At 47.6% G+C, this 22431-nt stretch carries 20 protein-coding genes; 10 read left to right on the top strand and 10 right to left on the bottom strand.

The window, feature by feature from the left end; all coding sequences use genetic code 11:
- Positions 1-4 precede the first annotated feature (4 nt).
- Together QEH59_RS04535 and QEH59_RS04530 are read left to right on the top strand one after the other, a co-directional pair.
- Positions 5-1567: an alpha/beta hydrolase gene (locus QEH59_RS04535; RefSeq protein ID WP_308984163.1), complete on the top strand. Its 1563-nt coding sequence runs from the start codon at positions 5-7 to the stop codon at positions 1565-1567.
- Positions 1567-2880, top strand: coding sequence for a sulfatase-like hydrolase/transferase (locus tag QEH59_RS04530; RefSeq protein WP_308984162.1), 1314 nt, complete (start codon positions 1567-1569; stop codon positions 2878-2880). Before QEH59_RS04535 ends, QEH59_RS04530 begins: the two co-directional genes overlap by 1 nt.
- A gap of 106 nt (positions 2881-2986) precedes the next feature.
- Here QEH59_RS04530 and QEH59_RS04525 read toward each other — a convergent pair whose 3' ends face one another.
- On the bottom strand, positions 2987-4870 hold the full coding sequence (locus QEH59_RS04525; protein ID WP_308984161.1) for an FAD-dependent oxidoreductase: 1884 nt from the start codon (positions 4868-4870) through the stop codon (positions 2987-2989).
- 76 nt (positions 4871-4946) lie between these two features.
- On the opposite strand from QEH59_RS04525, the gene QEH59_RS04520 reads away from it, so the two are divergent.
- Both QEH59_RS04520 and QEH59_RS04515 read left to right on the top strand, forming a co-directional pair.
- Positions 4947-5837, top strand: a complete 891-nt coding sequence (locus QEH59_RS04520; protein ID WP_308984160.1) for a helix-turn-helix transcriptional regulator — start codon at positions 4947-4949, stop codon at positions 5835-5837.
- A 274-nt stretch (positions 5838-6111) separates the two neighbouring features.
- Complete coding sequence (locus tag QEH59_RS04515; protein WP_308984159.1) at positions 6112-6237, top strand: hypothetical protein; 126 nt, start codon at positions 6112-6114, stop codon at positions 6235-6237.
- Positions 6238-6350: 113 nt separating this feature from the next.
- Here QEH59_RS04515 and QEH59_RS04510 read toward each other — a convergent pair whose 3' ends face one another.
- The gene (locus QEH59_RS04510) at positions 6351-7685 is read right to left on the bottom strand and encodes an MATE family efflux transporter (protein ID WP_308984158.1); all 1335 of its coding nucleotides are present in this window, start codon (positions 7683-7685) and stop codon (positions 6351-6353) included.
- A gap of 371 nt (positions 7686-8056) precedes the next feature.
- Between QEH59_RS04510 and QEH59_RS04505 the strand changes: the two genes are divergently transcribed.
- Positions 8057-8521 carry a MarR family winged helix-turn-helix transcriptional regulator gene (locus tag QEH59_RS04505; RefSeq protein WP_308984157.1) on the top strand — a complete coding sequence of 155 codons (465 nt, stop codon included), beginning with the start codon at positions 8057-8059 and terminating at the stop codon, positions 8519-8521.
- Between the two features lie 94 nt (positions 8522-8615).
- On the opposite strand, the gene QEH59_RS04500 is transcribed toward QEH59_RS04505, so the two are convergent.
- The 6 genes from QEH59_RS04500 to QEH59_RS04475 form a co-directional block, all read right to left on the bottom strand.
- Positions 8616-9527, bottom strand: coding sequence for an ion transporter (locus QEH59_RS04500; protein ID WP_308984156.1), 912 nt, complete (start codon positions 9525-9527; stop codon positions 8616-8618).
- Between the two features lie 225 nt (positions 9528-9752).
- Positions 9753-11489 (bottom strand): DNA repair helicase RadD, encoded by a 1737-nt coding sequence (gene radD / locus QEH59_RS04495; RefSeq protein WP_308984155.1) that lies wholly within the window; start codon positions 11487-11489, stop codon positions 9753-9755.
- Positions 11490-11615: 126 nt separating this feature from the next.
- The gene (locus QEH59_RS04490; RefSeq protein WP_308984154.1) at positions 11616-13259 is read right to left on the bottom strand and encodes a peptide ABC transporter substrate-binding protein; all 1644 of its coding nucleotides are present in this window, start codon (positions 13257-13259) and stop codon (positions 11616-11618) included.
- Positions 13260-13406: 147 nt separating this feature from the next.
- Positions 13407-13634 (bottom strand): dodecin, encoded by a 228-nt coding sequence (locus tag QEH59_RS04485; RefSeq protein ID WP_308984153.1) that lies wholly within the window; start codon positions 13632-13634, stop codon positions 13407-13409.
- A gap of 61 nt (positions 13635-13695) precedes the next feature.
- On the bottom strand, positions 13696-14106 hold the full coding sequence (locus tag QEH59_RS04480; RefSeq protein WP_308984152.1) for a PGPGW domain-containing protein: 411 nt from the start codon (positions 14104-14106) through the stop codon (positions 13696-13698).
- Positions 14107-14119: 13 nt separating this feature from the next.
- Positions 14120-15559 carry a phospholipase D-like domain-containing protein gene (locus QEH59_RS04475; RefSeq protein WP_308984151.1) on the bottom strand — a complete coding sequence of 480 codons (1440 nt, stop codon included), beginning with the start codon at positions 15557-15559 and terminating at the stop codon, positions 14120-14122.
- Between the two features lie 234 nt (positions 15560-15793).
- Here QEH59_RS04475 and QEH59_RS04470 point away from each other — a divergent pair, with 234 nt between their 5' ends.
- The 4 genes from QEH59_RS04470 to QEH59_RS04455 all read left to right on the top strand — a co-directional run bounded on the left by QEH59_RS04470 (position 15794) and on the right by QEH59_RS04455 (position 18595).
- Positions 15794-16570: a hypothetical protein gene (locus tag QEH59_RS04470; protein ID WP_308984150.1), complete on the top strand. Its 777-nt coding sequence runs from the start codon at positions 15794-15796 to the stop codon at positions 16568-16570.
- A gap of 26 nt (positions 16571-16596) precedes the next feature.
- The gene (locus QEH59_RS04465; protein WP_308984149.1) at positions 16597-17391 is read left to right on the top strand and encodes an endonuclease/exonuclease/phosphatase family protein; all 795 of its coding nucleotides are present in this window, start codon (positions 16597-16599) and stop codon (positions 17389-17391) included.
- A gap of 83 nt (positions 17392-17474) precedes the next feature.
- On the top strand, positions 17475-17918 hold the full coding sequence (locus QEH59_RS04460; RefSeq protein WP_308984148.1) for a 23S rRNA (pseudouridine(1915)-N(3))-methyltransferase RlmH: 444 nt from the start codon (positions 17475-17477) through the stop codon (positions 17916-17918).
- Between the two features lie 272 nt (positions 17919-18190).
- Entirely contained in the window at positions 18191-18595 is a 405-nt protein-coding gene (locus tag QEH59_RS04455) for an RNA recognition motif domain-containing protein (protein ID WP_308984147.1), read from the top strand.
- Positions 18596-19785: 1190 nt separating this feature from the next.
- Here QEH59_RS04455 and QEH59_RS04450 read toward each other — a convergent pair.
- Together QEH59_RS04450 and QEH59_RS04445 are read right to left on the bottom strand one after the other, a co-directional pair.
- The gene (locus tag QEH59_RS04450; protein WP_308984146.1) at positions 19786-20034 is read right to left on the bottom strand and encodes a hypothetical protein; all 249 of its coding nucleotides are present in this window, start codon (positions 20032-20034) and stop codon (positions 19786-19788) included.
- A 472-nt stretch (positions 20035-20506) separates the two neighbouring features.
- Complete coding sequence (locus tag QEH59_RS04445; RefSeq protein WP_308984145.1) at positions 20507-20821, bottom strand: hypothetical protein; 315 nt, start codon at positions 20819-20821, stop codon at positions 20507-20509.
- Between the two features lie 151 nt (positions 20822-20972).
- Between QEH59_RS04445 and QEH59_RS04440 the strand changes: the two genes are divergently transcribed.
- Positions 20973-22403, top strand: coding sequence for a MobA/MobL family protein (locus QEH59_RS04440; RefSeq protein WP_308984144.1), 1431 nt, complete (start codon positions 20973-20975; stop codon positions 22401-22403).
- Positions 22404-22431: the final 28 nt, after the last annotated feature.

Genomic DNA, 22431 nt, shown 5'->3' with positions numbered 1-22431 from the left:
AGCTATGCGATTTCAGGGAGTTCAAGTAGTTCTAATAAGTGTAGGTATTATACTCGGTTTGCTTCGTAGCGCCGTGGCGAGTGTTGAAAATTTTGACTGGGGGGGGCGTGTCAGTGGTCGTGATACTCTTGCGGTGGGGGATCCTATTAGCGGTATACCTTTGTTGGACGGTGTTGGCTGTTGGCAGCATTTGGATAAAAGCCAAGTGCCGGTTCTGGGGGGGGCGGCCGGAATTGGAAATGGGCGTGCTGTATTTCCAGCCGCATCCGATGGAAAAGTACGCAATAGTGGCATCCAGCTCCCGCTTGAACCTCTTACTGGGCCCTTTTCAGTAGAACTTACGATTCGGATGAAAGCTCCGCTTCAAGGGGGGGGAGGTTTCGATGGTTTTTATTATGGCCTTTTTGATGATTCAGCTGAAAAAAATCTATTGGTTAATAAAGAGCGAGACCGAATCTGGTTTCGAATTAATCCGTTGGGGGTAGCGACGCTACATTTAACCGCTGGAGAGGAGCATTATACTCAGCGAGCACAAGTAGAATTTCCAGTTGATGAGACTGTGCAACTTAAGCTGAGTTTAACTTCAAGAAAGCTTATTCTTGAGCGTGTAGAGCAGCATGATTCTCAGAAAATTATTGAGTTGAATTATCGGACGCGTCTGAGGCTGAATGCGATGGCTTTGAATGCGATCGGACTTCGTTCTTTAGAGTTGGATTCGATTGCCTGGTCTGGCGCTGAATCTCGATCTACAGCCCTGAGAGTAGGCTCAGACCTTCATTTGTCGGTTCCTAAGTTTGTACAACAAAGCTATACATATCAAGTGCTAGGGCATACATCCTATCAGTTGGAAGTGTTTATGCCTACTTTGGGGGCGCTTTCTGAGCTACGACCTAGCATTCTATTTTTACATGGAGGTAGTTGGAAGTCAGGTAACCGCACTGCGTTCTACCCTCAGTGCCGCGAACTTGCTGAACGTGGGATGATTGCAATCAGTGCTGATTATCGTACGAAAGGTAGAGACGGTGTGGAGCCAATTGAGGCAGTCCGTGATGCAAAGGTGGCGATGCGGTGGATCAAATCGAATGCCGCCTCATTGGGAATCGATCCTCAACGTATCGCTGCGGGTGGTGGGTCTGCCGGAGGGCAATTAGCGCTATCGTTAGCTTTGGAAAGCGAGATTGATGTACCTAATCCGCGAGCAATTTCGACGCGTCCAGACGCATTGGTGCTTTTTAATCCCGTTTTGAATACTGGACCAGATGGTTTTGCAAATCATTTAGTGCGTGAGTATTGGGAACAATTTTCACCTTATCATCAGTTGAAAACAGGACTGCCGCCAATGTTGATTATGATTGGTGACCGCGATAACGTATCGCCCCCTGATATGGTACAATCATTCGTATCACGTGCTCGTGCTTTAGGGAATGAGGTTGAGGTAGAAGTGTATCCTGGGGAAAAACATGGTTTCTTTAATCCAGGCTTTTCCCCAAATGGTTATGACCAGACTATTTCTAAGGCCAAGGGCTTCTTGAACACTCGTGGCTTTTTTTCTGATTTTGATTCATAATGCAAATTTATAGCTTACTAATACTATTTTATTTGTCTCTTGTAGTGTGCAATGCGGGAGCGGCTATACGACCCAATATTCTGCTAATTATGGCGGATGATTTAGGGTACGCTGATTTGAGTATTCATGGTAATCAGGATTTTTCTACACCTCATTTAGACGATTTGGCTGAAAGCGGTATACGTTTTACGGATGCATACGTTACTGCACCGGTATGTGGCCCTTCTAGAGCCGGATTGATTACTGGTAGAAATCAGGAACGTTTTGGCTTTGAAGGGCATCCTGGGCCTAAGGATACATGGGGTCTGCCGTTAGAGGAAATTACATTGCCTGCGATGTTAGATGCTGCCGGTTATCATACTGCGCTTTTTGGTAAATGGCATCTAGGATCTGAGCCAGGTTATCGCCCTTTGGATCGTGGGTTTGATGAGTTCTTTGGGTTTCTTTCCGGAATGCATGATTATTTTCGAGCAAAAGATACGTTTTGGGGAGATCTCGTAGAAGGTGATGCTAAGCCTGTATCTTTGAATCAGTATTTGACCTTTGAGTTGGCTGATCGTACCAGCGATTTTATTATGCGCCAAGCTGGTAATACCGCACCGTTTTTTGCATGGCTATCGTTTAACGCGCCGCATACGCCTTTACAGGCGCCTAAGAGATATTTGAATAAAACTAATCACTTGTCTGGTGACAGACGTCCAGTTTATGCGGCGATGGTGATGGCTATGGATGATGCAATTGGTGCAGTTCTGCAGGCATTGGCTGCTTCTGCTCAGCTAGATAACACAATAGTTGTTTTTGTGAGCGATAATGGAGGTGCCCTCATTCCCGGAAGTTCTCGTAATGGAGCCAGTAATTCTCCCTTGCGAGGATCCAAGGCAGAGCTGTGGGAAGGTGGCGTGAGGGTGCCACTCTTTATTTCCTGGCCGGGACGTATTGAGCCGAATCAAGTCTCTTCCGAGATCGTCTCTACTTTGGATTTTTTTCCTACTTTTGCTGCGCTTGCCGGTGGGCAGGTGCCGTTAACTTTAGAGGGCGTGAGTTTAGCGGATTTATTATTAGGGGAGCAAGATACTCTTTCCATACGCCAGCTGTTTTGGCGATTTTACGGTACGCAGAAAGCAGTTCGGTTTGGAGCCTTGAAGTGGACCCAAGTCGCGAATCAAACAGGGCTTTATGATTTGGTTGGAGATTCTACTGAAACCTTAGATCTAAGTGAGCGGCAGCCAGAACAGCTGCAAGAATTGAAGTCTCAGTGGCGTCAATGGCATCGTTCGAATCAGAAAACACCTTTGAGTGCTCTGTCGAATTAGTTAAAAAGAGGCTGTGTCTGGACTGACAGCTTATTCTATGACTGAGGTAGTATTGTGTATCAATCCGATGATTTTATATCCAGCACTGTTCCTGAGTGGAAGGCTGTTACGCGCCCACTTGAGAAGAGCCGTGCCCTTTGTGTTCGAGTCCGTGGTCTGGTTCGGCAAGTGCTTCGGGGGGCATTTCTGAAATGATGTCGGACCAGTGCTTGCCAGCTGGGGGGTCTTGTGAGAGCGGCATTGCCTTGGAAGAAGCTTCAATACTGTAGACGCGCAGGTCGCTTGCGCCCCAAGTGCTATGTCCTGTCCAGCGAACGGCTTTTAGTGTTTGCTGAATCGGTAGCACATAGAGGCGTCGACTGTTCTCTTCTATTCTACCAAGTTCCAGCCATTCACCTTGTTCTGATTGGATTTCTACCGTGAAAGAACGCACCATTGTGGTAGGCACCTGCATGGCTTTGTCCTTCAATCCGTAGCGGCAAGGCATACACTTATCATCATTTAAGTTACTGTCGAAGATCAGACGCAGGCATTCCACTTCCTGTGGTGATTCCCACTTGAGCTCGATGGATGTTCCGATGGGGGCCGTCCATGCGTGGGGCATTTTGTCGGCTTCTCGCTCGTGGCCGTCGAGTAGGGCGTCTGTCGCTTCGCCGTTGGAGCCACTGATTTGTACCGCTTGCATGAGCTTACTAAGTGGACGTGTTTTGCCCGGCAACCAGCAATCGTCTTCCATTAGATGCGCCTGTAGCGTTTGTATTTTCTGACTGCTAATCTCCGCCGGTAAACATTGTTGTTCCACGCAGAGTGCAGCTGCGGTGCCTACAGCTTGCCCCAATAGCGAGCAGGTGCCCATTACACGGGTGGAAGATAAGGCGGCATGTGTGGCTGAAATATTTCGTCCCGCGCAGAAAAGATTTGTAATGTTATTTGAATACAAGCAGCGGAATGGAATGCCATAAGGCGAAGGGGCCGGGTGGAAGATGGTTGCACTGCCGGGATAATACAATCCGGCCGGGTGATGATCGTCCATACTCCAGCCGCCGTATGCGACGATGTCGTCAAATATACCTCCCGCTTCCACGTCTATTTGATTCAGTACGTGGGGCCCAACATAGCGACGGTTTTCGCGTTTGCCCGGAAGCGATCCGAGCCAGCGTAAGCGCCAGTTACTTAGTTTCTCTGCCTGCGGCCCGCGATTTTTCATATAATCCCAAATGCCCCATGCTGCTTTTACCAACTCATCGTAAATGCTTTCTGAGTCAGTAATCGTATTTCCCAGACCGCCGATTTCTAGCCACCAAAAATTGTGACCAAATCCACTTGCCACGCGTGAGGGGAGGTTGGATTCCTCATCAAAGACATAGGCCCAATCGGGCGGTGTGAAGTGCTGTGGTTCGGCCGTTTCTTCCAACTGCAGTAGGATGGTATTGCCCATGGTCTTTAGATCTGACTTCAAAGGGGCAATGGGCTCGCCAGTTACTTCGCGGCTCTCGCGTCCCCAGCGCACTTCTGCGCCGGATAAGGGGGCTAAGATGGAATCTCCCGAGCAATCGATAAATAAATCGGCTGTTACGCTGTGCCAAGTCTGAGTGGTTAATTGCCACGCGTTGACGCCGGTGATGCGATGGCCGTCCATTGTCACATCGTTACAGGTGCAATTGAGTAAGGTCGTTAGGCCCGGCGTCATCTTCGCAAATTCTAGCAGCACTGAGTCCCAGGTGGAATAGTTACCATCGGGGTTACGCTTAAGGTTAAGCAATTGAATTTCTTCCAAGATACCGGTCTCTTTACGGTGATGACCGTGGGCGCCACAAATCCACATACGCACTTCGGACGAAGCATTGCCTCCCAATACTGGCCGATCATGGATTAGAACGACTTTAGCGCCACGTCTCGCGGCAGCGACCGCAGCGATCAATCCGGTCATGCCGCCACCAACGACGCATACATCTGTCTTCTGTTCTTGGGAGTGTAGTCGAGGATTCATTAGAAAAAGTATTCGTTACCACTAGGGTAAAATCAAATCGACACCGTATTCAATATTACACATTTTATATCAAATAATGAACATTGTTGGATCAAATAGCTTTCCTGAATACCGACTTGAGCAATGGAACAGTTTGAGGATTCAGTTGCTATGGGCCTATCAGAAACAGGGGAACTTGCCGCAAGTGATCGATCGCATGGATTATCATTTTCAAAGCGCCGCACTTGTAATCAAAGGCTGGGCAAAAGTAGGAGTAGGCACCCATGAGGAGCAGCTCGCCGAGCCAGGGCAGTGGCTTATTTTTAGGCAGGGGAGACGTCGTCAACAGTTCAGTGAAGATTGCGAGTTACTTTCGATCGTCTATCGCTTTCAACTGCCAACGGGAGAAGCGCTCTATAATGAGGGGCTGCCTCTTATCTTTGAGGCGGCACAAGTGCCACGTCTAGAGCGTGAGGCTCGCAAGGTGCTGCGACTAATGGCGCGGCATGTGGATGCGGGCTTTTTGCGCTCGCAACAGGTATTGGATATGCGTGATTACATGCTTACCCAAAACGCTTTACGCTCTTTTCTACTTGAACTTACTGGGATTTTGCATGCTCGGGGAGTGCATCCGCACGTGATGGGGAAGGGCAGCACACAAGTGGCGCAAGCGTTGGAACTAATTAACACTGCTGAAATTCATGAGCTGGGTAAATCCGTGACGAACGCCAGTATCGCACAACAGGTTTCGCTGAGTTTAACTCATTTAGAACGACTGATGGTAGCGGAAACGGGCCGTACGCTCTTTCAATACATCGACTTACGGAAATTACGTACCGCTCAGGATGCATTGCTTGCGGAGCACGATAGCATGAAAGCGATTGCCTATTCTTTGGGCTTTTCCTCGCCGGCCCATTTTAATAGTTGGTTTAAGAAGCGAACTCAAATGACCCCCTTGCAGTTTAGAAGGCAAGGTTCATTGGGGTGATGTATCAAATAACTTCATAATTTTAATAGTGGTGGTAGACAGCAAACGGCGTCTTCTGTTACTAGTCGTCTTATGAATCTTTCTGCTCGCGTCTACTAGTGAACCTGATTCCCCATCTTATGAAAATATCGAGGACCTGTGTGCTTACGCTGTCTTTTATTATCGTTTGGAGCGCGTCTTTGCTCCATAGCTCTGATTTAGTAACATTGCATGGCTCAAAACCAAATATTATATGAGTCATCACCGATGACAAGGGACTGGGGACTTGTCTTGTATGGGGAATGAGCTCGTCGAAACGCTGCATATCGACCGTTTTTATGACCAAGCGCTGCGCTTTACAGACTTCCATGTGAGTCCGACTTGTGCGCTGACTCGCGCTTCTGTCGATATCATGGCTTAGTTCTAAATAAGTAATTAGATGACTGTCACTGACAGAGTTACGGCATGCGATTATTAGGATACCGGTAAAGGCCTTTTCATCTTCTAAATATTACAGGTAAGTTAGTTCGTTGCTTATTCGGTAGAATCAGCATACAATCGACGTGTCATTAGCATAGCCAAGCCCCCTCCTAGCAAATTGGCGAGTGCGAGTCCACTTACTAATCCTGAGAACCCATAGTAATAGATACCGAGAAAGCTCAGTGGCATGACAAATACAAAGACGCGTGTCAGACTGATCAGCAGCACTGGCCGTGGTCGTCCCATCACATTTAGTAGCTGACTTAACCAGTTACTCATGTGCAAGCCAGTATGTCCTAGTACGGCAATGAGTAAGTAGGTCACGCTTAGTTGGATCACCAGAGGATCGGTACTAAACCAATTACTGATCCAGCGCGCACTCGGTATTAATAGTGCGAAAGCAATCGCAGCGTAAATGAATGCAAAGCGTATGCTAATCCGCCTTGTTTCCAAAACACGATCATGTGCATGTGCTCCATAGTTGTGACCAACAAAGGGCACAATCGCCATCGAGTAAGACATTGAAACCATAAAGATGATAGATTCGATTCGAGTGCCTGTCGCCATTGCGGCGACGGCTTGTACACCTCCATAACTCGCGGCCAATCGAATGTAATAACCTTGTGCAAGTGGAGCGAGTGCTTGATTTAAGGCTGCTGGTACTCCCAGCACCATGATGTTCTTCCACGAGTGCAATAAGGCACGTAGTCGCGGCCACTGCCAGTCAATTAAGCCATAGCGATGGTGCAAAATTAATAGCGAAGTGCCGGCTCCCAGGGCACGTGTGATCACAGTCGCAATGGCTGCCCCTTGTATGCCGAAGGCGGGCACTGGGCCCCATCCGAAAATCAAGATCGGGTCCAGTGCTAGATTAAAAGTCGCACATACGATCATTACCATTACGGGCCGTATCATATCACCTGCTGCACGTAGACAGCCGTCGCTGACCGGGGGTAAAATTGCAAATACCGCGCCCAAATACCACACGCGCATGTAGGAACAGACTAGATCCAAAACACGGCCTTCGGCACCTAACATTGAAAAGAATGGTCTTAAGGTCAACAAGCCAAGCAGGCTCACAACTAAGGTGCCGAGAATTGTCAGAGCCAAACCATCTGAAATTGTACGACGTGCTAATGCCCGTTGCCCAGCCCCTAGAGCTCGTGAAATAATGGACGCCGACCCAGTAGAAAATCCGACTGCCAGCGAGCCGACGATCATAATCACTGGAAAGGTAAAGCCCATTGCAGCTAACTCTTCAGTGCCAAGACGTGATACGAATAGCGTATCTGTCAGATTAAAGACCATCATTGCAAAGGTTCCGGCAATCGTTGGCAGAGTTAGCCAAAAAAGGCGGCTTTTGACGCTGCCTGTCAGTAATTTACTCATAGCAATGCAAAACCAATGATCTTTTGCAGCCTAGTGGCTTGAGAGCGCTCAAATTTGTTTCCTTCATTCCGTATAATGCATCAACCGACATAATTGTAGCCTTTTTATATAGTGTTGAGGAATTATAGCTGATTTACAGTTTCTGACTATGTGGATTAGCTGTGAATCCTATTGATGTCAGTTGTGGGGAGTTTCGATGTCGCCTTCATTGTGCGTGCTTTTATGTTCATTTTCTATTAAATCGCCTAGGATTGGCCAGTTGATGGCCTTACTCCGTTCGCTGAATTCCTTTTTCTGCTGAGTTGACAGTGTGAGTGGATGTTAGGTAGTTTATATGTCAACTATCTAACATCGAGTCGAATGTAGTAGCCATGTCAACTAAATTGCACAATTCTCTCAGTCGCCCTCCGTTGGATCTGATACTTGACGAACTGATTCGGGATAAGAATCAGTTGTTATCTAAGTCCTTGGATGCATATTCGTTAGGCAATGGACAGTTTCATATTCTCAATGAAGTGAATTGGAATGAGGGTATCTCGCAGGAAGAAATCGCTCGCATACGTAAGATCGATAAATCAGCAGTGGCTCGCTCTGTGAGGCGGTTAATTGAGAACGGTTATATTTGTAAGGATCGCGACGCCAACGATGCTCGTGCCTTTCGCCTTTACCCAACAAACAAGGGACGAGCGATGATGCCTATTATTAAGGGCATCATTCAGGAATTGGATCAGACCTTTTCGCAAGGTTCGACGCCAGCGGAGATCGCATTGTTCAAGAAGATGTGTCAGCGCATGCGCAGCAATATAGGAAATGCGATGATCCGTCACCTGGATTGAATGTCTAATGTTGGGTGCGTTGTTTCTGTGACTGCTAAATCACAATGCAGTCGGCTGTCGTTCGTGAAAGTTTAGGGGGGGGATTAGGTTTGGCCTAAATTAAATCTGAAAGTTCTTTCGATATTTTATCTAGTTGTTGTTTTAAATTGGTTATTTTTTGCTCACGTGTTTGATCGTAAGAGTTTTCGTGCGTGAGCATCGCGTGTAGATTGCGATCTGCGATTTCTTTCTGAGCTTCATCCATGCCGTTAATAATGACGCCGATCACGAGGTTAAGCATAATCATTGTTCCGATGGTGACGAAAGATACGAAGTATAGGGCACCAATAATTGGCATGGCCCTGGGGCTGAACTCCACATCAGTCAAAGTTTGATTATAGCCTTGGTAAACATCCGATCCATACATTTGTAGGTACATTACGTCTGTCCAGTCTTCCAGTGTGACGATGCGGAATAGGGATAGAAATGAGCTCCAGAGGTTGCCGAAGTGAATTGGATCATTGCCACTAAAGAGCATGACGCCTATGACTGCATACACGTAGAAAAGTAAAAATAGTAACAGGCAGACATAAAACATCGATGGTAAGCTGCGAAGTAGGGCAGTGACCAGTAGTTGCAGTTTGGGAATGACTGATATCAGGCGGAAAACTCGTAGTAGGCGGAAGAGACGTAGTACTGCGACATAGCTGCCTCCCAGGGGGAGAAAACAGACGGCTACGATGCTGAAATCAAAGATATTCCAGCTATCTTTGAAGTAGCGCCACGGCTGTTTTTTTTCAGCGGCCATCTTCAAAATGACTTCTGTCGTAAAGATTGCTAGTACGGCATTGTCCAGAAAATGTAGCAGTTGGTAATGACGGTCTACAATCGCAGGAAAGGTCTCTATGCCGACTAAGATTCCAGCAAAAACAATTACAATGATTATGAATGATGAGAATAGCTGTGAATCGACAATCTTTCGGAAGATCCAACCTTGGTGGGTGGTTTGTGTAGTAGGCTCGCTCATTGTATGTATAAAGCGCTGAGTAGTATGCAGCCTGTTTTTGTTTTTCAAGTCATGAGCGCCAGTTTATTGCAGATCGAGTCATGCGTGTGTTGATGTAACTCGCATGTTTGTTGGCCCAATCCAGAGGATTGAGTATACGTGGGGTGTTCTTGGTTTTGTGTTTCTTGCTCGAGCGTTGTTTTTTGGGGGGAGGTGCGTGAAGACTCAAAGAAGGTCGCCGGGCTCCTAGAGCTCGTCGCTGAAGATTTTCTCTGTGATCTTCCAAAACTTGCCTTGTTTACGTGCGATTACAAAGGCTGGCATTCGTAGTAGCGGTTGTATTTTCACAACTTCGTCGACGGTGTGGAGGTTCAGTTTCAATTCTGGTTTTCGTAAGTGTGATCTTAAGAAGTTGATGTTGAATTTCTTAAGACTGGTTTGACTATTCAGGTAGTGTATTTCTGTCACGAAGTTAGCGTCGTAATCGTAGTATTTTATCTGTAGATAAGGAGTCCCTTTTTTGTCGACGCGTTCTAACATCTCAATCGAGTCTGGAGTGAGTACGTGGGCATTTTTAGAGAGTTTTGCTTCTTTGAGCTTAACATCGGGGTCAATTAGCACGCTACCACAGGTGCTACAATCACGTGCGGTGATGTCATTTTCTGCGTCGCAGTGTGGGCAAATTTTAAAGCGGAAACGATAGCCGCAAGGCGTGAATTCGTAGCTGTGTGGATTGACCTTCCCACCGCGACACTTGCGTCCATAGTGCTCCAACACATTTCCAGTTTCGTCGAGGATTCCCCAAAAATCATTGACAAAGCCGCATTCCGGGCAGGTGATTTGCACAGGAACTGATTCAGATACGGGTTTCTTCTCGCCAATTTCTGGACTGAAGATGCTATGCCCCATTCCAGTGTAATCTAGGACTAGGCAATCCCTTTTGCCGTTTTCTAAGCGCAGGCCGCGGCCGATGATTTGTTGATACAGGCTGATCGATTCCGTGGGGCGTAGAATTGCAATTACATCGACATGTGCTGCGTCGAAACCGGTCGTCAGCACAGATACGTTGACTAGGTATTTAAAGGACTTCTGTTTGAAATCATCCACGATCTGATCACGTTCGCTGAGCTCCGTGGTGCCAATCACTAGTCTGGCTTGCCCTGCGGGCAGGTGCTCCATGATCTCTTGTGCGTGTTTCACTGTGGCGCTGAAAATCATGACGCCCTGGCGTTGATCGCGCTCGGTAATATCGATGATGTTTTTAATGATCAGTGGGGTGAGCCGTCTTTGGCGTTGAAGTACTTCTTCCAGTTGAGCCATGGTATAGGCCTTGCCTGCTTCGGTGAGTTCGGAGAAGTCATATGAAGTCACTGGAATGTCGACTTTGACTGGAGGCGTCAGAAATCTGTTTTGGATCATATACTCCAACGGTAGTTCGTAGATGCAGTGCTTAAAAAAACGAAGCTCCTGTGTCTTTATTTCCCCTCGGAGTGCATAGTTATAAATCCAGCCGTGTCCCAAGCGATAGGGGGTTGCGGTTAGTCCCAGAATGCAGATGCGAGGATTATTTAGTTTGAGCTGTTTGATGACTTTCGCGTATTGACTATCCGATTCCATGCTTACGCGGTGGCACTCATCTATAACCAGTAGTGTGAAATCGCGAAAAAAAGTATCAGCCGCTTTTGCGACCGATTGAATGCTGCCGAATATGACCTTTTGAGCGTAATCTTTTTGTTTCAAGCCAGCGGAGTAAATGCCCGCTAGCAGGCCATAGCTTTCATACTTTAAGTGGTTTTGCTCCACCAGCTCTTTAACGTGGGCGAGCACTAAGACTCTGCCTTTGGCAATCTTAGCTAACTCTGCGATGACCAAACTTTTGCCGGCCCCGGTCGGTAGCACGATCACGGCAGGATGACGTTGCTTCCTGAAGTATTGAAGGGTGCTGTTGACCGCCTCCTGTTGGTATGATCTGAGAGTATACATCAGCAGTGAAACTATGAGAAGCCGTCCTTAATGTATAGGAATTTTGATTGCTTTCACGTCCTGTTTAAGTGTGGTATTTGTGACGAGAGTTGTTTTAGCTGTATAGCCTTTATTTTTAGTTGTTATTTATTTTTTCTGATCACTAGGGGCTTTGTTGAGCCATACATCCTGGTATGGGTGATAGTCGAGAATGTTGGGAGACCATCCTTGTACGGATTCGTCGATCAGCATGCTGCGCACGTAGAAATAGATCGGTATTACAGGCATTTCGTCTATTAGAATTTTCTCAGCTTCCTGAAACAGGGCCAAGCGTGCACTGGAGTTTTGTTCGAAAGAGGCTTGCCGAATGAGTTGATCATACTGGGCGTTGCCCCAGTTCGTGTGGTTGTTGCCGTTATCACTGGTGTTTAGGCTTAGGAAGGTGTTGGGGTCGACGTAGTCGCCGATCCAAGCTGCGCGCACAATGTCGAAGTTGCGGGCCTTACGGGTGGCGAGATAGACTTTCCATTCTTGATTATAAAGGTCGATATCGATGCCCAGCTCTTGTTGCCACATTTGTTGAATCGCGACGGCTACTGTGCGGTGCGACTCGCTGGTATTGAATAGTAGTTCAAAGGTGGGGAATCCTTCGCCGCCCGGGTAGCCGGCTTCGGCTAGCAAATCGCGGGCTAGTTGAGGATCGTAGGGGAGTTGGACTTTGGCAGTATAGCCACCTGTGTTGGGTGGGGTGAAGTTGTAGGCGGGCTTTTGGCCGCCTTTGAGTACGTGTTGAGTTAGGGCTTCGCGATCGATGGAATAGGCGAGCGCTTTACGCACTCGGGGGTCCTTGAGAGGGCCATGCTGGGTGTTGAGTGCATAGTAATAGACGCCAAGATAGGTGTCAAAGCGCATACGTTCAGGCTGGTTTTCACGGTACCAATCGATGCGAGGAATCGGCACTGTGCTGGTGATGTGCAGTTGGTGGGCACGGAAGGCTCGTTCTTCAGCATCGACTGCAATGGGGAGAAAGTGGATGCCATTGAGACGCACGCTGTTGCGGGCGGTGTAGTGGGGGTTCTTTGTGACGTGGATGGAGTGATTGAGTCGCCAGGTGTCGAGTTGGAAGGGGCCGTTGCTGATGAGATTCGCCGGTTTGGTCCATTTGGATATACGGTCGGTCATGCCGCCGTGCGCGAGTACGCTGTTTTTGTGAAGTGGAAACCAAGTGTAGTGAGTGGGCAAACTTAATAGATAGGGCGTGGGCGCTTCGAGTTCAAGGATCAGGGTGTTCGGGTCTGGAGAGCTCAGGCCGACCTGTGAAAAATCCCTGATCTCACCTTTATTGAAGGCTTCGGCACCGCGTATACAGTAGAGCATGTAGGCGTAAGGGGCGCCCATCGCTGGGGTGAGAATACGTTCGTATGCGAAGAGAAAATCCTCCGCAGTTAAAGCATCGCCGTTGGACCAGCGAGCAGCAGGATTCAGGTGAAAGGTGTAACGTAGGCCGTCGGCGGAGATGTCCCATGACTCCGCGACACCAGGCTCGATTGCCAGCGTTTCCGGATGCACGGTCGTGAGCCCTTCGAAGAGAGAGAGCAGCACGTAGTGTTCAGTGACACCGGTTACGATGTGTGGGTCCAGGCCTTCTGGTTCTGTGCCAATTCCAATGTATAGCTCTTGGTCAGCGTTGCCCTTGTCGACATTGCTTTGGTGTTTGACGCAGCCGAGTAAGCTTGCGCAAGCAATGGCAGTGAGTAGTGTGAAGTAGAGGTGCGGGAATTGAATACGCATTTACTACTAGGCGATAGTTTGCCTATACGACTGTCGCAAGAGGAAAGGCGTCACGTCATGCGTATCGCGCGGTTTCTATTTATCCGCGCGTAATTGAGGTTGGATTTCTTACTGCTTTACCTTTTCGAGCTCTGGAATCCTTCCTATTTAACTGCTGGGGGAATGATCCGATTCTAGCGTGAAGCCGATTTTGACGCCGACTTGCCAGTGTTCAATCTGGCCATCTACGATGTGACCACGGATTTCGTCGACTTCCAACCAGCGCATGTTGCGCACGGTTTTGCCTGCTGTGACGACTGCATTTTGGGCGGCTGCTTCGATCGATTCTTTTGAAGAACCAACGAGCTCAATTTTCTTATATACGTGATCACTCATAGTTTGCAGCCTATGCTAAAAATGGCGATGAGTCGAATCGAACGGGAGAATAATATCTGATTTAGTGATTCTCAGGTAGGATAAACGCTGGCTTGTCGGCTTTTTTACGGAGCCAGTTCAGGCTGCGGGCCACGCGTGGGGCCCGCACAATTCTGATTTCAAGTTGTCGTTTGCCCGGAAAGTCCATTAATGTGATGCCGAATAGCATGGTGAGAATGCCTTGTCCTGGCATGAAGATCATTACCATACCCGCGAGCAAGAGTAGGACGCCGATAAAGTTCTTAATAATATAAAACAAGAGTTTAAGTGGCGAGAGTGCAGTGCGAGGCGGTGGTTCTCGCACGAAAAAGTCCTCCGGTAAGCGGATGATGGAAAAGGGGAGCAGTATGATTGACAGCACAAATGCGAATAAGCTGATACTCGCCAGTAAGAGGATGGTTTCGCTGTGCTGAGAGAGGAAGTTCTGTAACATGGAGAGGGGAGGTTTAGAGCATGGGAGCAATCAGATGCACCAGGTCTTCGATCATGCGGTTGGGCATAAGATCACGCCTGCGGATGGCTTCTCGGTAGCTAATGCAGTCTTGCATGAGTGTTTCCGCCCACTGGGTGAGTAAGGTGATATCGCGAACTGTGTAATGGAGTTGTCCAATTTCGAAATTAACGAAGAGTGAGCGCATGTCCATATTGGCGGATCCAGTCATCGCGATTTTGCCATCAGCCAGTATGAGTTTGCCGTGCATCATTCGAGGAGTGTAAAATTGAATGTCCACGCCAGCTTTGTCGAGTTGTCTTAAATAATGATAGCGGGCGATGTCGGTGAGGCCTTGGTTTGATTTGAGTGGGAGTATCAGGCGAATATGGCGTCCTGTGTGTGCTTTGACTATGAGGGAGCGAAAAATGACCTCGTCGGGAATGAAATAGGGAGTAATGATGGTGAGATGCTGCTTAAACTCTTGAATGATGCGTACGATTTGTTCCCAGAGTGGATCGTTGGGGGCATCGGGGCCGCTGGTAATGATTTCAGTGGTACTGTTGCCAGCTTCTTCAGGGACATACTGTAGCAGAGCCTGGTACCGGGCGGGGGATTCTTTGTTGGAGAAGGCCCAATCAGCTATAAAAGTATGGGTGAAGGTGGCGACGGCTGGGCCTTGCGTGACAACACTGAAATCGATGAAACGTTCGGAGTTGGCATGAGCTCCCATGAAGCGGGTGTCGAGGTTTTGTCCACCGGTAATAGCGCGATAGTTGTCGAAAATGGCGATTTTTCGGTGGTTGCGCAGGTTGGAAGAGGTTTGCGTTTGGATCGGGAGCACTGGCATAAACATGGCGACTTTGCCGCCTGCCTGACGGATCTTGTAACGGGCCGCCCGGGTACAATTCCAACTGCCTAGTGAGTCGAGCAGCAGACGCACTTGAATGCCTGCTTGAGCACGCTCTGTGAGCCGATCGACGATTGCTTGGCCAGTGATATCGTTGCCAAGTATGTAGGTGGCGATATGTATCGTATGTTCAGCGGTCTCGATTTCGTGACACATACGTTGGAAGGCTGCTTCGCCATTGGGCAGCAGTTCGAAATGATTACCTTGGCTATGCGTACGCTGAATCGCGCGATTGATGCCGGATCTTTGCTGAACGATATCGAGCGCACGGTGGGTGACTTCCAGCTTATTTTTGACCAATTTGCGACTCTTGCGACCGCCGAACATGAAGTAGAGTGGGACGCCGATGATGGGCATGAAGATGACGATAAAAAACCATGCAAAGAAATTACTGGGATTGCGTTTTTCCTCGAACACACGGCGGATGATTAGCAGCGCGAGGACAAAGCCTAGGATCGCAGTAAAATTTGTGAGTATAAAGACTAGGCTGCCGCCCAGTAGCTGTATTAGCGGATCGACTATCTGCTCATTTATCCAAGTCCACATAGTATTGATTCAATGTAGGTTATACTATGAGTGCGACGATAATTTACAGCCATCTATTTCGTGGGTTTTGTGATCTCTTGCAGAGATTTGTGACGAACAGTATCGGCTGATCTGTAGGGTTTAGTTAGGTTGAGAGTTCGGCTCGAGCACTTGCATTGGTGTTTGATTATGAAAATTGTAAAATTTAGATTCAGGTATTGTGCCTCTTATTAATATTGATTGCCTACCAGTTATATGTCAGAAAATCCACAACCGAACCAAGGCCAGCCTCAGCAGGTCAATTTACAACAAATAGCCCAGCAGTTTATGGCTGGATTGCAGCGTCATTTCGATATGCTAGCATTCAACCTGGCCGCTAGGGAGAGCGTGCAGGAGGAGGCGTATAATACCTGTGTAAATGCGACTAAAATTATGCCTGCAGCGGCCCGGCACCAGAATTTTGAGCAAATGCAGGCCTATGCGCGCGACTTATTGGTGCGTCAGGTGATTGGTGATTGTCTAAACCTCGCAGTAACGGGGATGAATAATGCTCATTTCTTTCTGGCTCTGGTCAAGGCGACCAAGGCCAATTCAAATGTGAGCCCAGAAGCGCAGCAAGAAGCTCAGAAAGCACAGCAGGCCTTCGTTCCTGCTCAGTTGGACGAAAAGTTTAACCGTTTGGAGCAGGACTACGGCATTATGTGCGAGTTGGAGGATTCGATCATTTCGCTTGGATTTATCATGCAGGCATTCATGCAGCAGGGCGGCGTGGTCAAGGAGGCACAACTGGATGAAAATGGTGAGCTGGTGCTTGAGCTTAAAACGATTAAAATTCTACAGCGGGGGGCCGATTCCGAGAAGCCTCAGGGTAAGCTGATCGACCAGCGTAAAGTGTTCAAAGAAGGTGAGTCGCTCGCTTTTTCGGATATCGAGTTACAGCTGATTCTCGTTACTATCGCATCTTTTGCCGATACATTGTTCAAGTCTGTATCGCTCTATGCTAAATCGTTACAAGATGCTAATGGTGCTTAAAGAAGGTGAGCTCGCTGAGTAAGCGAATGTCTGATTCAGATATCCTGCGGGTGTTGACTTTGAACATCGCGCATGGGCGTGGTTTGTCCACTTACCAAGGATTTCATTCGGCCCGTGGGATTGAGCGCAGTCTCAAGCGGGTGTCACATTTGCTCAATCAAGTTGGGGCCGATATAGTCGCTTTACAAGAAGTCGATGAAGATTCGCATTGGAATCGCGGCATCCATTTGCTCGACTCAATCAAAGCGCAAACCGATTATACGCATGCGTATCTCGGGGTGCATAATCGACGTTCAGGTAAATTGCCGCTTGCTTACGGAAATGGTCTGCTCTCCCATTTTCCCATCGTGCATGCTGAACATATCGCATTTGGGCACGCCTCGCTTGGTGAAAAGGGCTTCATGTGTGCTGAGTTGAAGACCGCGCAGGGCATCTTACCGGTGGTGAATCTGCACCTCGACTTTCGCTCGCGAGTGCGACGTATTGAGCAGGTTGAGCGCTTGATTCAGTTTTTGGATGACAAAAAGTATACTGAGGCTGGAACGCCGCACCTATCGCCCATTGTCTGTGGTGATTTTAATAGTGGCTCCGGCAAGCTAGGTGATGCGGTGCGTCATTTGTTCAGCTATTTACAAGATCAATGCGAATATACCCTATGCCCCAGCGGGCGGAAAAGTCGTACGTTTCCGTCGCTGTTACCGGTACATGGGCTAGATTTCGTCTTTGTGCCTCCCAGCTACCAAGTCCGATCCAGCGAAGTGTTGCGCAGTTATGTGAGTGATCACCGACCAGTCTTGGTGGAGCTGAAAATTCGGAATTAAGAATAACTCTTTTCACTTGATATTCCTTTAGCTCTGATCCCATCTGCTCCTACCTCCTAATTTCTAATTCCTAATTTCGCATAATGTTTCGCTACACTGTAATCGCCATCGGCAAAATGAAGAATCGCTCGTTGGCGGCGTTGTGTGGCGATTTTTGTAAGCGCTTGCAACGGCAGGGGAATTTCGAGTTGATCGAACTTAAAGACGGCGACGTTGCTAGTGAAGGACTGCGCATACGAGAAGCTTTGATTAAACGCAGTGATGCCCGTATCTACGCGATGGCAGAAGAGGGAGAGACACGTAGTTCACAGCAATTGGCAGATGAACTGTATGCACTGCAGGGCCGACCTGCTGTCTTTATTATCGGTGGTGCCTATGGTCTCAGTGATGAAGTTAAGCAGCATGCACATCAACTTTTCGCGCTTTCACCGCTGACTTTTACTCACGAAATTGCTCGAATGCTAGTTTGCGAGCAACTCTACCGTGCTGTTTCGATTCAAAATGGTTCGAAATACCATCATGAATAGGGGCATTTCCTTAGGTTCTAGCGGTTTTTTAACGATGCGATAGCAGGTCGATGATTCTGTTACTTAAATCTCACATTTGGATGAATAATGTGCCTTGCTATTTCGTCAGAACTGTTAATAAGGATGGGCTTACTATAACACATGTTAACATTCAGAGCATGGGTAGCATCAGTTGGATAAAGTAAAAATGTATTCAGTCAGGTCGAATTCGCATTCCAGCGAAACTCAAAGCAAAGAAGCAAGTGGGATAGCCCAAAGATAAAGGTAAATAAATGAATACAAAGATGTATGTAGGCAATCTGTCCTACGACACGACTGATAGTGATCTTCGTGAGCTCTTCGAAGCACACGGGACCGTAAGCGACGTTTTCATCGTCAAAGACCGTGAGTCAGGCCGCCCCCGCGGTTTCGCTTTCGTCTCGATGGGAACTCCTGAAGAAATGAATGCAGCAATCGAAGGCTTGAACGGCGAGGAATTCCTTGGTCGTGCCCTCACCATCAACGAAGCACGTCCCCGTGAAGAACGCCCACAAGGTGGCGGCGGTGGTTACGGCGGCGGCAATGGTGGCGGTGGTCGTGGCGGTTTTAACCGCGGTGGCGGCCGTGGCGGTGACCGTGGTGGTCGCGGCGGTTTCGACCGTGATCGTGGTGGCCGTGGTGGTCGCGACAGTTACTAGTTCGACTAGATTCACTTAATCATTTGCAAACGGGCTTCGTATATTCGGAGTCCGTTTTTTTGTGCTGCCGCATGGAGACTTGCTCTCTTTGATTCTGGGTAAATGCCAACCTATTCACAGAAAAAAAACTTCCAATGGTGTGTTGGAAGTTGTTGATTGTGAGGTGTCTAGTTCACTTCTGTCGCACCCTGTCAAGGGTGGTCAAATGGTGGAGGTGGCGGGAGTCGAACCCGTGCTCTCTGTTCACTTGTTTTCATGTTTGTTCATTTGTGCTTAATTTAGAGCATTTTATGGGATGCTCGGAATTCGTTTTTATGATAATAGACGCACATTTTTGAACGTTTTTTGGCAAATGTTTGGCAAATATTTTGAAGGGTGTAGATCGCTATATCGAAACTTATCGACTGCACTTCAAGTTCGCTACGAAGGAATATCTAGGAGTTTGCTGATTTTGGTTTATCATCAGCTGATCTAGCAGATCACTGCGCTTTGTTTACGCCACCAACCCTATAAATAATCCATTCTGTATTGTATCACGTATTTAGCCCGCCTTTGATGAGTCCAGAACTAATGGGTAGTTTTTGTTCTTGGGTGCCTATTTGGTCGAGTAGTTCGGTTCGATTACTCAAGTAGCTGCGTGCACAGTGAGTTGTAGCACCTTCATTGGGAAAATGTGTGCTTTAGATGTGAAGCCAACTCGGCGATTACTAGATTGGATCGGTTGTGTTTGAGTTGATTTTTTATCTTCAAATTAAGCGAAGGGAACGATGATCCATCAGATCTGATCCACACTGCTAGGTGGCAGGTCGTTCCGGAAATCCTGCAGCTTAGAGTATTTATCTGCGATGCGACGACGTTGGTCTCGACGTATTTGCAGATCGTGGATGTGAGCAGTTCAGTGCCGTAGTGTTCTAAAAGCTCTACACCTGATTTAAGTCTAAGCCTTTGCAGCCTGAGAGGGGATTAGATGAATTCAAGATGTGGCTAAACAGTATTCATCGAATGCAGGCCGAGTCGTTAAACGCTCCATGACTGTTTTCACCTCATATTAGCCGATCTGGTCCTGTTTGACATCCCGAGCTTAAAACGGATCAGCATGACGGAGTGTAGTTTTTACTCCAATTTACAGAATTCAATTACTATCAATGCTCAGCATTTATAATTGAATCCATTGATACCATTAACGGCATTTATATATCGTCAGTTGGCTCGATCATATTATTTCGTCTGAGGGATGCTCTCACTTCTGCGATGTCGAATCTGACCAATCCACCGGCTTTTAAAAAAGGAATAACCCGCTGCTTTTGCATTTTCCGGACCCAGCGAAGGGATGGTCTAGATTCTTCGGCAAAGAGGGCAACGAGTAAGCCCTCCGCGTCGACATATTTTGCATCATTGAAGTCGTCAGAATTTTCTAATATATGTTTCACCATGGCCATATAGTAGCGATTTTTTTTATGCCCCTAGCGAAAAAAGTGATTATCTCATTTTTTCGCGTGATTTTGATGAAAAGATATCTTTTACAAGTATACTGATGAGAGGGCTATTTTGTATTATATTTGTCGCTTACTTTATTTAGAATTGGAAGGCGTGAACTGCAAGGGAGGTTGTTTTTCTGGTTTTAAGTCTTTGCAGTGTAGGTCTTTATGTCCTATTTTTTGCTGGATTGGTTGGTGTGCTTAATCTCACAATATCAGCTCGGAGAGCTAGTTGAGAGTCAGGTCGGGGGGGGAGATTTAGGACCGTTTCACGCTAGATCGCTAGTTGTTTTGGTTGTTAACGGATACATTCCTGAATCTCCTATTTACTACTGTCAGTATCCCGTAATTTCTAATAATGACGGATGATGCATCGATTATTTTGAGCAAAAAACGCCCCACATACTAAACTATGTGGGGCGTTTGGCTTTAATCAGTTCGACGGTTCGTCTGCTGTTAACTTTAAATCATTGGGAGGGGGACTCGCAGGGAACAGATCTGGGAAGGTTTCCTCTGCCCATTTTTTCTCTTTCTTTGTCATATGCTTGTAGGCTTTGTCTGTCACATCACTACGATATTTAGTGAGTATAACGGCGCCAATTATATAGCGCAGTCTATCCGTGCTCTTTTTGAGTTCCTGCTTTTCGAGGTTCTCGATTTGTCGAATTTGAGCATTAAGCTGTTCGACTTGCTTGTGCTTTGAATCGCGAGCTGCAATTAACTTCTTTTTTCTTTGATCTCTTTTCATATTTTTACATCGGCGATATGCCCCTGCGTTTTGCAGTGAGTTCTAATCGCGTGTCTTAGTATAGCAGTTCCGACAGGCACCCCCGAGATAGGTAGGATTCGGCTCATTTACTCAGAATAGGTCGATATGGTACGTGCTATTATAGTAATCTATGATTTATCACCTATCAGTATCTGCCATCAGTCGCGGGAAAGGTCGCTCTGTCTGTGCTGCGGCTGCTTATCGGACTGCCAGTATCATTTGTGACGATCATTACGGCGTCACACATGACTACGGCCATAAGTCGGGCGTTATTTATAGTGGTGTTGTTGGCTATCCTATTACCCAGGGGGAGATTCAGGACGAATTGCGGGCCAAGTTGTGGAATGCCGCTGAGGCCGCTGAAAGGCGGAGAGATGCTGTTGTCGGGCGTGAGGTCCGTTTTGCTTTGCCGCATGCTTGTGGAGATGGCTTGCGCGTCGTTTTGGTCGAAAGTTACTCGAGGTTTTTGAGCCAGAAATATGGTGTTGCTGTGGAGTCTGCGATTCACGCTCCCAGCAGAAAGGGGGATCCGCGTAATTATCACGCGCACCTTCTTTTTACCGCACGGCCAGTTGATCCGGTAACCGGTAAATTCGCTCGGCTTAAAGATCGGCGATGGAATGGGGCTGAATACAGTAAGACGCTGTTAGATGTTAGGAAAGAGTGGGCGGATATTTACAATGAGTTTGCACGATTTGCAGAACTCCCTGAGATTAGTCACCTCAGCAATAGAGCTCGTGGTATTAAGAAAGAGCCTAGTAAACACATGGGGCCCGCTCGTACCGCGTTGAAACGTAACGGGATTTCTCTCGAATGTGATGATCCTAGTTTTGATCAGTGTGAGAGAGAGCGTATGGAAGAGGAGCGCATTAAACACTCGACTGAGATGCTGGAAACTGAGAAGCAATTGGACGAGCTTTATCACGAAGAGCTTGAGGATGAGCTCTTCGCTGCTGAAGTCGAAGAGGCGGGTGGATTAGCTGTGTGGGAGGAGTGGCGACGTATCTCTGACCTTTTCGGACCTGATGAGTTGTTTGAGGGAATTGCTGAGATTCCGCCGGAGCCAAGTAAAGTGGAAGAGTCAGTCGTGGCTGAGGAACAGCCTAAATCGAAAACACTGAAAAGCGCAGAGGCTGTCGGAATCGATGAGGCTGAGGATGAGCACTTCGCTGCTGAAGTCGAAGAGGTGGGTGGATTCGCAGAGAGGGAGGAGTGGCGACGTGTCTCCGACCTTTTCGGGCCTGATGAGTTATTTGAGGAAATTGTTCCTGGTTGGTATCTAGGTAGTGATGGTAATCGTTACATCACAGACGAAGGGGCTCGCCGCCTTTTTACCTCATTTAACCTAGATGATTCGATTCCTGTCGCCGAATCGAGGGTTGAAGAGCAACTAAGCACTAATGATATTCTGAATAAACTGCCTCCTCTAGAGGAGACTTTGGAAAGCCTTCGGAGGAGTATTCTTTGGGACGACGAGCAGTGCAACAAGCTAGAGGATGAGCCTTCCTCCCCCGATCTACTCCCACCTCAGCTAGAGCCAGATCCTTTTGATGATCTTTAGTTCTTTATTTGCAGGGGGTTGATTTAAT

The sequence above is a fragment of the Thalassobacterium sedimentorum genome (genome assembly GCF_031127905.1).
GTDB classification, from domain to species: Bacteria; Verrucomicrobiota; Verrucomicrobiia; order Opitutales; family Coraliomargaritaceae; genus Thalassobacterium; species Thalassobacterium sedimentorum.
Note: the sequence above shows the minus strand (reverse complement) of the source record. Positions and strands in the feature narration are given on the sequence as shown.

Bases quoted from the DNA above. Each gene is read 5' to 3' on its own strand.
- QEH59_RS04480 (WP_308984152.1), bottom strand. From the start codon at position 14,106: ATGTTACAGAACTTCCTCTCTCAGCACAGCGAAACCATCCTCTTACTG.
- QEH59_RS04535 (WP_308984163.1), top strand. From the start codon at position 5: ATGCGATTTCAGGGAGTTCAAGTAGTTCTAATAAGTGTAGGTATTATA.
- QEH59_RS04520 (WP_308984160.1), top strand. From the start codon at position 4,947: ATGAACATTGTTGGATCAAATAGCTTTCCTGAATACCGACTTGAGCAA.
- radD (WP_308984155.1), bottom strand. From the start codon at position 11,489: ATGTATACTCTCAGATCATACCAACAGGAGGCGGTCAACAGCACCCTT.
- QEH59_RS04485 (WP_308984153.1), bottom strand. From the start codon at position 13,634: ATGAGTGATCACGTATATAAGAAAATTGAGCTCGTTGGTTCTTCAAAA.
- QEH59_RS04505 (WP_308984157.1), top strand. From the start codon at position 8,057: ATGTCAACTAAATTGCACAATTCTCTCAGTCGCCCTCCGTTGGATCTG.
- QEH59_RS04515 (WP_308984159.1), top strand. From the start codon at position 6,112: ATGGGGAATGAGCTCGTCGAAACGCTGCATATCGACCGTTTTTATGAC.
- QEH59_RS04445 (WP_308984145.1), bottom strand. From the start codon at position 20,821: ATGAAAAGAGATCAAAGAAAAAAGAAGTTAATTGCAGCTCGCGATTCA.
- QEH59_RS04510 (WP_308984158.1), bottom strand. From the start codon at position 7,685: ATGAGTAAATTACTGACAGGCAGCGTCAAAAGCCGCCTTTTTTGGCTA.
- QEH59_RS04450 (WP_308984146.1), bottom strand. From the start codon at position 20,034: ATGGCCATGGTGAAACATATATTAGAAAATTCTGACGACTTCAATGAT.
- QEH59_RS04465 (WP_308984149.1), top strand. From the start codon at position 16,597: ATGTCTGATTCAGATATCCTGCGGGTGTTGACTTTGAACATCGCGCAT.
- QEH59_RS04490 (WP_308984154.1), bottom strand. From the start codon at position 13,259: ATGCGTATTCAATTCCCGCACCTCTACTTCACACTACTCACTGCCATT.
- QEH59_RS04460 (WP_308984148.1), top strand. From the start codon at position 17,475: ATGTTTCGCTACACTGTAATCGCCATCGGCAAAATGAAGAATCGCTCG.
- QEH59_RS04475 (WP_308984151.1), bottom strand. From the start codon at position 15,559: ATGTGGACTTGGATAAATGAGCAGATAGTCGATCCGCTAATACAGCTA.
- QEH59_RS04470 (WP_308984150.1), top strand. From the start codon at position 15,794: ATGTCAGAAAATCCACAACCGAACCAAGGCCAGCCTCAGCAGGTCAAT.
- QEH59_RS04525 (WP_308984161.1), bottom strand. From the start codon at position 4,870: ATGAATCCTCGACTACACTCCCAAGAACAGAAGACAGATGTATGCGTC.
- QEH59_RS04455 (WP_308984147.1), top strand. From the start codon at position 18,191: ATGAATACAAAGATGTATGTAGGCAATCTGTCCTACGACACGACTGAT.
- QEH59_RS04530 (WP_308984162.1), top strand. From the start codon at position 1,567: ATGCAAATTTATAGCTTACTAATACTATTTTATTTGTCTCTTGTAGTG.
- QEH59_RS04500 (WP_308984156.1), bottom strand. From the start codon at position 9,527: ATGAGCGAGCCTACTACACAAACCACCCACCAAGGTTGGATCTTCCGA.
- QEH59_RS04440 (WP_308984144.1), top strand. From the start codon at position 20,973: ATGATTTATCACCTATCAGTATCTGCCATCAGTCGCGGGAAAGGTCGC.